Origin of the sequence: Streptomyces sp. HD, from assembly GCF_028369295.1 — a bacterium.
GTDB lineage: Bacteria > Actinomycetota > Actinomycetes > Streptomycetales > Streptomycetaceae > Streptomyces.
The window spans coordinates 98,745-110,492 of sequence record NZ_JAQMYP010000002.1; the positions used below are offsets into that span (position 1 = coordinate 98,745).

General features: G+C 72.5%; 9 protein-coding genes. 6 read left to right on the plus strand and 3 right to left on the minus strand.

Annotated elements, in window-relative coordinates; translation table 11 throughout:
- Nucleotides 1-266: 266 nt before the first annotated feature.
- Nucleotides 267-2,588 (minus strand): glycoside hydrolase family 3 N-terminal domain-containing protein, encoded by a 2,322-nt coding sequence (locus POF73_RS02400; protein WP_272112700.1) that lies wholly within the window; start codon nt 2,586-2,588, stop codon nt 267-269.
- 122 nt (nt 2,589-2,710) lie between these two features.
- Here POF73_RS02400 and POF73_RS02405 point away from each other — a divergent pair, with 122 nt between their 5' ends.
- On the plus strand, nt 2,711-3,865 hold the full coding sequence (locus POF73_RS02405; RefSeq protein ID WP_272112701.1) for a LacI family DNA-binding transcriptional regulator: 1,155 nt from the start codon (nt 2,711-2,713) through the stop codon (nt 3,863-3,865).
- Between the two features lie 137 nt (nt 3,866-4,002).
- On the opposite strand, the gene POF73_RS02410 is transcribed toward POF73_RS02405, so the two are convergent.
- The gene (locus POF73_RS02410) at nt 4,003-4,725 is read right to left on the minus strand and encodes a TetR/AcrR family transcriptional regulator (RefSeq protein ID WP_443049393.1); all 723 of its coding nucleotides are present in this window, start codon (nt 4,723-4,725) and stop codon (nt 4,003-4,005) included.
- A gap of 56 nt (nt 4,726-4,781) precedes the next feature.
- Here POF73_RS02410 and POF73_RS02415 point away from each other — a divergent pair, with 56 nt between their 5' ends.
- From POF73_RS02415 to POF73_RS02425, 3 genes are all read left to right on the plus strand, one after another.
- Entirely contained in the window at nt 4,782-6,284 is a 1,503-nt protein-coding gene (locus POF73_RS02415; protein WP_272112703.1) for an MFS transporter, read from the plus strand.
- Between the two features lie 41 nt (nt 6,285-6,325).
- Nucleotides 6,326-6,682: a YciI family protein gene (locus POF73_RS02420; protein WP_272112704.1), complete on the plus strand. Its 357-nt coding sequence runs from the start codon at nt 6,326-6,328 to the stop codon at nt 6,680-6,682.
- Between the two features lie 118 nt (nt 6,683-6,800).
- Entirely contained in the window at nt 6,801-8,078 is a 1,278-nt protein-coding gene (locus POF73_RS02425; RefSeq protein ID WP_272112705.1) for an RNA polymerase sigma factor, read from the plus strand.
- A gap of 40 nt (nt 8,079-8,118) precedes the next feature.
- On the opposite strand, the gene POF73_RS02430 is transcribed toward POF73_RS02425, so the two are convergent.
- Nucleotides 8,119-9,342, minus strand: a complete 1,224-nt coding sequence (locus POF73_RS02430) for a class I SAM-dependent methyltransferase (RefSeq protein ID WP_272112706.1) — start codon at nt 9,340-9,342, stop codon at nt 8,119-8,121.
- A 393-nt stretch (nt 9,343-9,735) separates the two neighbouring features.
- Here POF73_RS02430 and POF73_RS02435 point away from each other — a divergent pair, with 393 nt between their 5' ends.
- Together POF73_RS02435 and POF73_RS02440 are read left to right on the plus strand one after the other, a co-directional pair.
- Nucleotides 9,736-10,803 carry a polysaccharide deacetylase family protein gene (locus POF73_RS02435; RefSeq protein WP_272112707.1) on the plus strand — a complete coding sequence of 356 codons (1,068 nt, stop codon included), beginning with the start codon at nt 9,736-9,738 and terminating at the stop codon, nt 10,801-10,803.
- A gap of 50 nt (nt 10,804-10,853) precedes the next feature.
- The gene (locus POF73_RS02440) at nt 10,854-11,684 is read left to right on the plus strand and encodes a polysaccharide deacetylase family protein (RefSeq protein ID WP_443049402.1); all 831 of its coding nucleotides are present in this window, start codon (nt 10,854-10,856) and stop codon (nt 11,682-11,684) included.
- Nucleotides 11,685-11,748 lie beyond the last annotated feature (64 nt).

The window sequence follows — 11,748 nt, forward strand, 5'->3', positions numbered from 1 at the left end:
CGGGGCCACGGCCGTGGATGTCGTAGGCGACTTGTACTGCCGCCCCGACAGAGCGTCAATAAAGCCGAAACGCGAACTCACCGTGGAAATCGGAGATCTCCGGCACGGCGAGGATCACATTCCGCTCGGCCGGATTTTGAGGTATCCGCGCGTGAACGCCCGTACGGTGCGCGGAATTCTGGGGTCCGGGCGGCGAACGGTGCCCGGCATGGCGTAGCGGAAAAGGGGACGTCCGGGGGACGGGGGCGTACTGCGGGCGAAGCGGCTCATCCCACCCCGGACACCGACGCCTCGCACCGCAGCCGCCGGTCGGGGCCGAGCTCCCGCAGGGGGCCGGTCAGCGCCAGCCGCGCCGTGTGCCGCACGTCCGCACTCGACGCCGCCAGCCGCAGCTCCAGTACGCCCGGTTCCACCACCCGTCGGCCCGAGCGGTCCGTGAACGACGACAGGTCCGCGTGGAAGCGGAAGGTCACCCGCGCCGCCTCACCCGGCGCCAGCTCCACCCGCCGGTAGCCGATGAGCCGCACGTCCGGCCGGGTCACCGAGGCCACCGGGTCGTGCAGGTACAGCTGGACCACCTCCGCGCCGGCCCGGTCGCCCGTGTTGCGGATCGTCGCCGACACGTCGTAAGAGCCGTCGGTGCCGATCTCCGGCGCCGGGCCGCCCTCCTCGCCCGTGAAGTCCGACCAGGTGAACGACGTGTACGAGCGCCCGTGTCCGAAGGCGTACAGCGGGGTCGGGTCCAGATTGCTGACCTCGCCCGCCAGTCCCAGCGGGGGCTGGAGGTAGGTCCACGGCTGGCCTCCGGGCACCTGCGGCACGCTCACCGGCAGGCGCCCCGACGGGTTGACGCGGCCCGACAGCACTCCCGCCACGGCCGGGCCGCCCTCCTCCCCCGGGAAGAACGCCTGGACGACCGCGGCCAGACGGCCGTGCCAGCGGCCCAGTGCGTACGGGCGGCCGGTGAGGAGGACCAGGACGACCGGGACGCCGGTCGCGAGCAGGGCGTCCAGCAACTCGGCCTGGACGCCCGGCAGTCGGAGGTCGGTCACATCGCAGCCCTCGCCCGAGGTGCCCCGCCCGAACAGGCCCGCCCGGTCGCCCAGTACGGCCAGGCAGACATCCGCCTCCGACGCCCGCGCCACCGCCTCCTCGAAACCCGCCGTGTCGGGGTCGGACACCCCGCAGCCCTCGGCGAACGTCACCTTGGCGTCGGGGAGTTCGGTGCGCAGGGCCTCCAGGAGGGTCGGGATCTCGATGCCCGTCGGCACCTCGGGGTGGTGCGTGAGGACATGGGACGGGAAGGAGTAGCAGCCCAGCATCGCCAGCGCGTCCGCCGCGCGGGGGCCGACGACCGCGACACGGGCGTCCGGGGGGAGGGGCAGCGCCTCGTCCGGGTTGTCCAGCAGGACCACCGACTCCTCGGCCACCCGGCGGGCCAGGGCACGGTTCCCGGGGGAGTCCAGGTCGAGGTGCGACGGCGTCGGCTCCTGGTCCCAGCCCTCGTCCAGGAGGCCGAGTTCGCACTTCTGCAGCAGCACCCGGCGGGCCGCGCGGTCCACCAGCTCCTCCGGGACCTCGCCTGCCCGGACCGCTTCGACGAGCGGCTTTCCGTAGCACTTCAGGCTCGGGAGCTCTACGTCGATGCCGGCCGCCAGTGCCACGTGCGCGGCCTGCGCCGGGCTGCCCGCCACTCGGTGCAGGGTCTCCAGGAAGCCGATGCCGAAGTAGTCGGCGACCACCGTGCCCGTGAAACCCCACTGCTCACGGAGGAGTTCGGTCAGCAGCGCCGGGTCCGCCGAGGCCGGTACGCCGTCCGTCTCGTTGTACGCCGCCATCACCGAGCGCGCCCCGCCCTCGCGCAGCGCCATCTCGAACGGGGGGAGCGTGACGTCCGCGAACTCACGGATGCCCGCCCGTACCGGTGCCAGGTTGCGGGCGCCCGCCGAGGAGGCGTACCCGGCGAAGTGCTTGAGCGTGGCGACGACCCCGGCCGACTCCAGGCCCCGGACGTACGCGGCGCCGATCGTGCCGGTCAGGTACGGGTCCTCGCCGATGGTCTCCTCGACCCGGCCCCAGCGCGGATCGCGTACGACGTCCAGGACCGGGGCCAGGCCCTGGTGCACGCCGGACGAGCGCAGGTCCTGGCCGATGCGCCGGGCCATCTCCTCGACGAGCGGGGGGTCGAAGGTGGCTCCCCAGGCCAGCGGGACCGGGTACGCCGTGGCCTGCCAGGCCGTGAAGCCCGCCAGGCACTCCTCGTGGGCCACCGCCGGGATGCCGAAGCGGCCCGCCTCGGCGATACGACGCTGGGCGCGGGCCAGTGCCTGCGCGCCCAGCGCCGGGTCGACGGGGGCGGTGCCGAAGGAGCGGGTGAGCTGGCCGAGGCCGTGGGTGATCAGCTCCGCCCAGTCGTAGTCGGCGGTCATGTCGTGCTGGTGCGGGGCGACTCCGTCTCCGTCCGTGGCGGCGCCCACCCACACGCCGTACAGCTGGGCGGTCTTCTCCTGAAGAGTCATCCGGGAGAGGAGGTCGTCGACGCGGGCGGCGGCGGGCAGGGCGGGGTCACGCCAGGGGGCGGTGGTCATGAAACTCCTGTCGGGGCGATGGCCCACTCGCGAATGTTTCGTTAGTCACCTCGAATGTTCCGGGAACCTAGGCGTGGTGAGAAGGGTTCGTCAAGGGGGCATGCAGGGATACGATCGCCGCCATGACTGCCCGTGAGCCCGCTGAAACCCGGACACCACCGGGTGAAACCCGGACACCACCGGGTGAAACCCGGACACCACCGGGTGAAACCCGGACAACACAGAGTGCGACCAAGGCGACGTCCCCGTCCGCCGGCCGGTCCGCGCAGACCGCGACGCTCGCCGAGATCGCCCGCGAGGCCGGTGTCTCGGCGCCGACTGTTTCGAAGGTCCTCAACGGACGTGCGGACGTCGCCCCGGCCACCCGCAGCCGTGTCGAGGAGCTGCTGCGTGCCCACGGCTACCGCCGACGGCGGGCCGAGGCGAGCCGCTCGCCACTGATCGACCTGGTCTTCCACGAGCTGGAGAGCGCGTGGGCGATGGAGGTCATCCGGGGCGTGGAGAACGTCGCCCGGGACGCCGGGCTGAGTGTGGTGCTGAGCGAGAGCGCCGGGCGGCTGACCCCGGGCCGGACCTGGGCCGACCAGGTCGCCGCCCGCCGCCCGCACGGCGTGATCCTCGTGCTGTCCGGCCTCGACGAGTCCCAGCGCGCCCTGCTCACCAGCCGCTCGATCCCGTTCGTGGTGATGGACCCGGCGGGCGACCCGGGCGCCGACGTGCCGTCCATCGGGGCGACCAACTGGCAGGGCGGGCTCGCCGCCACCCGGCATCTGGTCGAGCTCGGCCACCGCAGGATCGGCGCGATCACCGGGCCGTCCCGGATGATGTGCAGCCGCGCCCGCATCGACGGCTACCGCGCCGCGCTGGAGACGGCCGGGCTCCCGGTCGAGCAGGACCTGATCCGGCCCGGCGACTTCCACCACGAGACCGGTTACCGGCAGGGCCTGGAGCTGCTGCGCCGCCCGGACCGGCCGACCGCCGTCTTCGCCGGGAACGACCTCCAGGCGCTCGGGCTGTACGAGGCCGCGCGCGAGCTGGGGCTGCGGATTCCGGAGGACGTGAGCGTCGTCGGCTTCGACGATCTGCCGATCGCGCGCTGGGTGGGGCCGCCGCTGACGACCGTACGGCAGCCGCTGACGGAGATGGCGGAGGCGGCGGCGAAGCTGGTGCTCGATCTGGCGCGGGAGGAGGGGACGCCGGTGGCGACGCGGGTGGAGCTGGCGACGAGCCTGGTGGTGCGCAGCAGTACGGGGAAGCCGCCGCCGGTTCAGCAGTAGCGGCCTGTTGCTGTATTGACGGGTGTTTCGTGCCGCCGCACATTGCACCGAAGTCAGTCGGTTGTTCGATCGAAACTTTCGCAGGCACCCTCAGTGAGAACTCACCGGCACCTACGGCGACATCGCGGGCCGGGAGTTCAACGCCCTGACTCCCGGCAAGGATCGTCGCCTTCCGGAAGCAGTCCGTCGACCACGGCCGCCAACTGCTCGGCGATGTCGTAGCCCGCCTTCAGCTCCTCCCAGTTCCCCGCCAGCTCGGTCATGCGCGGCAGCGTGTCCGCGTCCTCCTCCGTGAGGAAGGCCGGGAAGAAGGGCCGGCGGCCGGGGTCGGCGGCGCGGCGGGTGTCGGCCCGGTGGAAGACCAGGGCGCCGTAGACGACGTACCAGATGGTGCGGTAGGCGTGGAGTGCCTGTTGCGGTGTCAGGCCGCAGGCCATCGCCGAGTCGATGATCTCCTCGGGCATCCACAGCGCGTCCCTGTCCGTGAGGTCGCCGAGGCTCAGCACGTCGACGACCCAGGTCACCTCGCTGAGGATCGTGTACATGTGCACGGCGGTGGCGAGGACGCGGGCGCGCGGATCCACGGGGAGGTCCGGGCGGGGAAACGTCGCCGCCATGCCCCGCAGGGTGAGCAGGAGCAGCTCGTCCTTGTCGCGCACGTGGTGGTAGAGCGCCATCGGCGTCGCCCCGACCTCCTTGGCCACCCGGCGCATGGAGACCGCCTCGACGCCCTCCTCCTGGATGATCCGCCGGGCCACCTCGACGATCTGCTCCGCCGCGATCCGGGGCGGGCGGCCGGGGGCGCGTTTGCGGCCCTTCCCCGGACCTTCTGTGCTCGCTTTCTCTGCCACGAGGGCCATTCTCTCCGGCCCCTGTCCCTAGGCAATTTTTGTACGCGTATATTAATGTGCCTCGCATGGTGGATACGGTCAACAACCAGAAGCACACCTCCCGTTGGTTACTGCCGGTTCTGCTCACCGTGCAGTTCCTCGTCTCCCTCGACATGTCCGTCGTCAACGTCGCCCTGCCGGACATCCGCACCGGCCTGGGCTTCGACGCCGGGTCGCTGACCTGGGTCGTCAACGCCTATGCGCTCACCTTCGGCGGGCTGCTCATGCTCGGCGGACGGCTCGCCGACGTCGCGGGCCGACGGCGGATCCTGATCGCCGGCTTCGTCGTCTTCGGCGTCGCGAGCCTTGTCGGCGGACTCGCCCGCACGCCGGAGCAGTTGATCGCGGCGCGAGCCGCCCAGGGCGTCGGCGCGGCCCTGCTGTCGCCCGTCGCGCTCGCGATGATCACGGTCAACTACCCGGCCGGTAGGGAACGTTCACGCGCCCTGGGGGCGTGGGGCGCCGCGGGCGCGGTCGGCGGAGCCGTCGGCGTACTCGCGAGTGGCCTGCTCACCGACTGGTTCGGCTGGCGGGCCGTGATGCTGGTCAACGTGCCGGTCGTGGTCGCGGTGCTGGCCGCCGTACATCCCGGGGTGCCCGCCGACCGGCGGGCGGGGACCGATGGCCGGCCGCGCCTCGACGCCCTGGGTGCTCTGCTCGTCACCGCCGGGACCTCGCTGCTCGTCCTGGGACTCGTGCGGACCGAGACCTACGGCTGGACCGCATGGCAGACCCTCGGAGTGCTGGGTGCGGCCGCCGTACTGCTGGCTGTCTTCGCCGTGGCGGAGACCAGGGTGCGGCAGCCGCTGCTGCGGCTCGGGATCCTCCGCCAGGGGCCGGTGCTCGCGGCCAACGTCTTCGCGCTGCTGATGTCGGCGGGCCAGTTCGCCGCCTTCTACTTCACGTCCCTGTACATGCAGCAGGTGCTCGACTACGGGCCGACGGCCGCCGGATGCGCGTTCCTGCCGTTCTGCGCCGGCGTCGTGGTCGGCTCGCTGATCGCCGCGCGCACGGTCGGGCGGTACGGCCCCGCGGCGCTGCTGGTGGCGGGCGGGCTGCTCGGGGCGGCGGGGTTCGCGTGGTTCGCGGCGGCGATGGCGGTGGACGGCGGCTTCCTGCTCTCCGTCCTCGGACCGTCGGCGGTCGCCAGCGTCGGCACCGGCATGTGCTTCGTCCCGCTGGGCACGGCGGCCACGACCGGGGTCGCCCCCGAGGAGACGGGGATGGCGTCGGGGCTCCTCAACAGCTCGCGGCAGGTGGGCGGTGCCGTGGGGCTCGGGGTGCTGGTCACGGTGGCGGCGAGTGTGGGGGAGGGCGCGGGGGACGGCGTGGCGGGGGCGCAGGGTCTGGTCGACGGGTTCTCCGCCGCGTACTGGGTGGCCGCGGGGCTGCTGGCGGTGGCTGCCGCGGCGGCCGGGCTGCTCCATGGAAAGCGGGCGCTGCCTGCGGGAATGCCGACCGGAGAAAAAAGTTCGAAGAAATCCGGGAACCGTGTCGATCCGGAGGTCTCCCGTTCGACGCAGGGGTGAGAGGCCGGGAAGGACCCGGTCATCGACCCCGAGGAGTCACCATGCCCCGCTACCTGTCCCTGGTCCGGATCGACGAGTCCACCGCGCCCGCCGAGGGCCCCAGCCCCGAGATGATGCAGCGCATGGGGGAGCTGCTGGAGGAGATCACCAAGGCCGGCGTCATGCTCGACACCGCCGGGCTCACCCCGTCGGCGCAGGGCACCCGTGTGCACTGGGACGGCGCGAACGTCTCCGTGACCGACGGGCCCTTCACCGAGTCCAAGGAGGTCATCGGCGGCTACGCCATCACGCAGTGCAAGGACAAGGCCGAGGCGCTGGAGTGGGCCTCGCGGTTCGTCAAGGTCCACGGCCCGGAATGGCAGGTCACCTGCGAGGTCCGAGAGATCGCCGAGGGCTGACCTGCCCTGCTTGGATGCACCTGGACCCACCTGGACCCACCTGGATCCACCTGGACCCAACCTGGATCTATTTGGATCTCCTTGGATCCGGGGTCTGACGGGTGTTGCATGGTGGGCTGTGACCCCGCAGCCCACCGCAGACCCGCGCGGCGCCATCGAGACCGTCTTCCGCATCGAGTCCCCTCGCGTGATCGCCGCCGTCGCCCGCATAGTGCGCGACGTCGGCATCGCCGAGGAACTCGCGCAGGACGCGCTGGTCGCCGCGCTGGAGCAGTGGCCCCGGGACGGCGTCCCGGACAACCCCGGGGCCTGGCTCATGGCCACCGCCAAGCACCGTGCCGTGGACCTGATCCGGCGCCGTGAGAACTACGCCCGCAAGCTCGCGGAGATCGGCCGCGACCTGGAGACGACGGCACCGCCCGAGGAACCCGCTGCCCTCTACGACCCCGACGACATCGACGACGACCTGCTCCGCCTGGTGTTCACCACCTGCCACCCGGTCCTGTCGCCGGAGGCCCGGACCGCCCTCACCCTGCGCCTGCTCGGCGGTCTGACGACACCGGAGATCGCCCGGGCGTTCCTGGTCCCGGAGCCGACGATCGCCCAGCGCATCGTCCGTGCCAAGCGCACCCTCGCGACCAGGAACATCGCCTTCGAGGTGCCGTACGGCCCCGACCGCGAGGCCCGCCTCGGCTCGGTCCTCGACGTGATCTACCTGATCTTCAACGAGGGCTACGCCGCCACGGCGGGCGACGACTGGCTGCGCCCCGCCCTGTGCGAGGACGCGCTGCGCCTGGCCCGTGTGCTGGCGGGACTGATGCCGAAGGAGCCCGAGGTGCACGGTCTGGCCTCCCTCCTCGAATTCCAGGCGTCCCGCACGCCGGCCCGCACCGGCCCGTGCGGCGAACCGATTCTCCTCAAGGACCAGCACCGCAGCCGCTGGAACCGCATGCTCATCGCCCGCGGCATCGAGGCGCTGGGCCGCGCGGACGCCACGGCCACGGGGGCCCACGGCCCGTACGCCCTCCAGGCCGCCATCGCCGCGTGCCACGCGCACGCGTACACCTACGAGGAGACGGACTGGAAGACGATCGCGACCCTGTACGGCCTCCTGGCCGCCCGGTCCCCTTCGCCCGTCGTCGAGTTGAACCGTGCGGTCGCCGTGTCGATGACCGAGGGGCCGGGGCCCGCCCTGGAGATCGTCGACGCGATCGCCGCCGCACCCGCCCTGCGGGACTACCACTTGCTGCCGAGCGTGCGCGGCGATCTGCTGCTGCGTCTGGGACGTACGGCGCAGGCGCGGGCGGAGTTCGAGCGCGCGGCGGGGCTGACGCGGAACGAGCGGGAACGGGAGCTGTTGCTGCGGCGGGCCGCTGCCGCTGAATCCTCCCCTTAGGGCCTACGGGGAGGGCAGCCCGTCGGTGACTTCGCCGGCCCTACGCAGGCCGCCCCACCAGCATCGTCGGCGCCCCCGCCACCCGTGTCAGGAACACGGTCGCCGAGTGGGGCCCCTGAGGCTTGACCTTCTTCCGCAGCTCCTCCGGCTCGACGGCGGAGCCGCGCTTCTTGACGGTGAGGATGCCCACCTCCCGCTCCCGCAGGAGCGCCTTCAACTTCTTCACGTTGAAGGGCAGTTGATCCGTGATCTCGTAGGCGGCGGCGTACGGCGTCGCGCGCAGCTCGTCCGCCGTGACATACGCGATGGTCGCGTCAACCAGCCCGCCGTCCAACTGGCCCGCCACCTCCGCGACCAGATGCGCCCGGATGACGGCGCCGTCCGGCTCGTACAAGTACCGCCCGACAGGCCGGACTTCAGGATCGGGAAGCCGCGAGGAGAGCAGCGTCCGCGGCCCCGGCAGCAACGTGGCCCGTACCGCCCCGGCCTCCGTCCCGAACCACAGCACCGCCTCCTTCACGTCCCCGCCGTCCGAGATCCACTCCGCCTCGGCGTCCGGCGGAATCGCCTCGTGCGGAATCCCGGGCGCGATCTTCAGCGCGGCCCGGGGCGCCTTGCGAGCCGCCTCCACGGCCCAGGACAGCGGCGGCGAGTACGCCTCGGGGTCGAAGATCCGCCCGCCCGCCACCCGACCGCCGCCCCTCACCGACGTGCTTCGCGCGGCCCCTCTTGATTGCCCACCCCGCCTCGCCGGGTCGACGAACACGGCGTCATAACCGCCCGTGTCGACCCCGACTACATCCGCCTCCCGCACCTCGATCAGGTCCCCGAGCCCCAGCGCCTCCACGTTCGCCCGCGCCACCGCGGCCGTCACCGGATCCCGGTCCACCGCCAGCACCCGGATCCCGGCCCGCGCCAGCGCGATCGCATCGCCCCCGATCCCGCAGCACAGGTCGGCGACCGAGCCGATCCCCAGTCCCCTCATCCGCCCGGCCCGGTACGTCGCGACGCTCGCCCGCGTCGACTGCTCGACCCCGTTCGGCGTGAAGTACATACGCCCCGCGTCCGCCGCCCCGAACTTCGCCACCGCCCGCTGCCGCAGCCGCGCCTGCCCGAGCGCCGCCGACACCAGCTCGGCGGGGTGCTCGCGACGCAGCCTCGTGGCGACGGCCAGTTCGTCGGCGGGGTCGGTGTCGCGCACGGCGTCGAGGAGGGCACGGCCCTCAGGGGTGAGGAGGGAGGAGAAGGAGGCGAGGTCGTTCACCGGTTCATTGTCGACCACGTTCGTGCGGGGCCCTGCCACCGGCCACGTTCGTGGGGGACCCGGCCGTCGGCCATGTTCGTGGGGGACCCGGCCGTCGGCCACGTTCGTGCGGGGGCCCTGCCGTCGGCCACACCGCTCCGCGCGAACGCCCCGGCGTCGTCCACTTCGCTCCGCTCTGCGCGGGCGGCTTGCGGTTGGCGGGTACCCGCCGTACGGGCCGCTTGCGGTTGGCCGGGCCGGTCCCCTTCGCGCGGGCGCTGCCGTTGGCCGGTCCCTTCGCGCGGGCGCGTTGCCGTTGGCCGGTCCCTTCGTGTGGGCCAGTCGGTGGATGGTCCGGCCGCGGCGGCGGTGTCGGCCCGGCTTCGGAGCGGGTGCCTGCGAAGATCCGGCTCCATGCGAGTAGTACGACAAAATGACAAAAGTCGCCTCAACGGGGCACCCGCAGGGCGCGGCCACCAGGCGGCAGTGCTTTCGCGGGTCCGCGGCGGCATCATCGTGCTCGCCGTCGCCGCCATCGCCTCGGGCTGCGCACCGGTCGCCGGGGACGGGCCGGATGCCGTACGCCCCACCTCGGGCACCCCGAGCCGAGAGCCCCTCAAGGCGCCACCTCCGGCCGGGACTCCGACCCCGGACGCCGGGGCCACGCACCGTAGGGATCCGCGCCCCAAGCGTCCGCACGCCATGGATCCGCACCCCCAAGCCCCGCACCCCAAGAAGCCCCAGTCCGCCCAGGCCGCCCACGCCGCCCGGGTCGCCGCCGCGAGGCGCTGGCGGCTGGCCGGAGTGCCGCTCGCGCCCCCGTCGCCCCCCGCGAGGAAGCCGAAGATCACCACCCGCGACGGCTTCGAGGTGGACGGGCACGAGGAGCTCGGGCTTCCGCCGGTCTTCACGACCGTCCCCACCAAACAGCGGGTCGTCTTCCTCACCATCGACGACGGCGCCGAGAAGGACCCGGTGTTCCTGCGGATGATGAGCGACCTGCGGGTGCCGTACACAGCCTTCCTCAGCGACTACCTGATCAAGGAGGACTACGGCTACTTCAAGCGGATGCAGGGCAACGGCGTGGTCCTGAACAACCACACGCTCCACCACCCCTACCTGCCGTCCCTCTCCTACCTCCGCCAGAAGCGTGAGATCTGCGGGATGCAGGAGGTCATCGAGAGGCGCTACGGCAAGCGCCCGTTGCTCTTTCGCCCGCCCTTCGGGAACTACAACCGGAAGACCCTGCGCGCCGCGAAGCGCTGCGGCATCAAGTACGTCCCGCTGTGGAACGAGGAGGTCTTCGTCGACCACTGGGAGTACCGCGAGTGGAACCGGAAGATCCGACCGGGTGACATCGTCCTCACTCACTTCCGGGGCAGGGACGACTGGAAGGGCACAATGCCCGACATGATCCGCCGATTCCTGAACAAGGTGACGGCCGAGGGGTATGCGGTGGCCCGGTTGGAGGACTACCTGTGAGACAGCCGGCGCCGGCCGCCCCGGGAGTACGGGCGCTGGCGGCCGTCCTCATGACGTCCGCCCTGCTCGCCGGCTGCGCCCAGTCGGCCGGGTCGGCCGCCGGAGCCCCGCCCGGCGAGAACGCGGCAGCCCATGACGCACGACCGGCGGCCAGTCCGGCGCCCAGTCCGACGGTCGGCCCGACGCCCGGTACGAGACCCGGTACGACACAGCCGTACCGCCGTTGGGGACTGACCGCCCCCCTGCCCGCACCCCCGTCCCCGCCCGCCCGGCGCCGGCCGCTTCCGGCGCGGGGCCCGCTGCCCGTCGTGGACCGTGTCCCCACCCGCGACAAGGTCGTCTTCCTCACCTACGACGACGGCGCCGAGAAGGACCCCCGCTTCGTCGACATGGTCCGTGAGCTACGGCTGCCGGTCAGCATGTTCCTCACCGACAGCGTGGTCGGCCCGGGCTACGGCCACTTCGCGCGTCTGCGTTCGGTGGGCGCGTCCATCCAGAACCACACGCTCGACCACGCCGCCCTGCCCGGCCTGCCGTACGCCGGTCAGCGCGCCGAGATCTGCGGCCAGCAGAGCAAACTCCGCGCCCGCTTCGGCATCCGCCCCCAGTTCTTCCGCCCGCCCTACGGGACGTACGACACGACCACGCTGCGCGCCGCCGCCGACTGCGGGGTGACGGCGGTCGTGCTGTGGCGGGCGGCGATGGAGGGGGACGGGGGACTGACGTACGCGAAGGGCCCCGGTCGGCTGCGCGCGGGTGACATCGTCTCCGTTCCTTCGGGTGAGCCGACGGGACTGTCCCTGCGGGAGCGGACGACGCGACTGCTGCGGGAGACCCAGGCGAGAGGGCTGGCCGTGGGGCGCCTGGAGGACTACCTGTAGCGCGCGGGCTGTGCGCGGTGGGGCCGTGCGCGGTGCGGTCGTGCGCGGGCCGTCTGCCGGGCCT

What these genes read in the sequence shown, in the direction of transcription:
- POF73_RS02435 (WP_272112707.1), top strand. Translation starts at nt 9,736, where the DNA reads ATGCGAGTAGTACGACAAAATGACAAAAGTCGCCTCAACGGGGCACCC.
- POF73_RS02410 (WP_443049393.1), bottom strand. Translation starts at nt 4,725, where the DNA reads ATGGCCCTCGTGGCAGAGAAAGCGAGCACAGAAGGTCCGGGGAAGGGC.
- POF73_RS02405 (WP_272112701.1), top strand. Translation starts at nt 2,711, where the DNA reads ATGACTGCCCGTGAGCCCGCTGAAACCCGGACACCACCGGGTGAAACC.
- POF73_RS02400 (WP_272112700.1), bottom strand. Translation starts at nt 2,588, where the DNA reads ATGACCACCGCCCCCTGGCGTGACCCCGCCCTGCCCGCCGCCGCCCGC.
- POF73_RS02440 (WP_443049402.1), top strand. Translation starts at nt 10,854, where the DNA reads ATGACGTCCGCCCTGCTCGCCGGCTGCGCCCAGTCGGCCGGGTCGGCC.
- POF73_RS02420 (WP_272112704.1), top strand. Translation starts at nt 6,326, where the DNA reads ATGCCCCGCTACCTGTCCCTGGTCCGGATCGACGAGTCCACCGCGCCC.
- POF73_RS02415 (WP_272112703.1), top strand. Translation starts at nt 4,782, where the DNA reads ATGGTGGATACGGTCAACAACCAGAAGCACACCTCCCGTTGGTTACTG.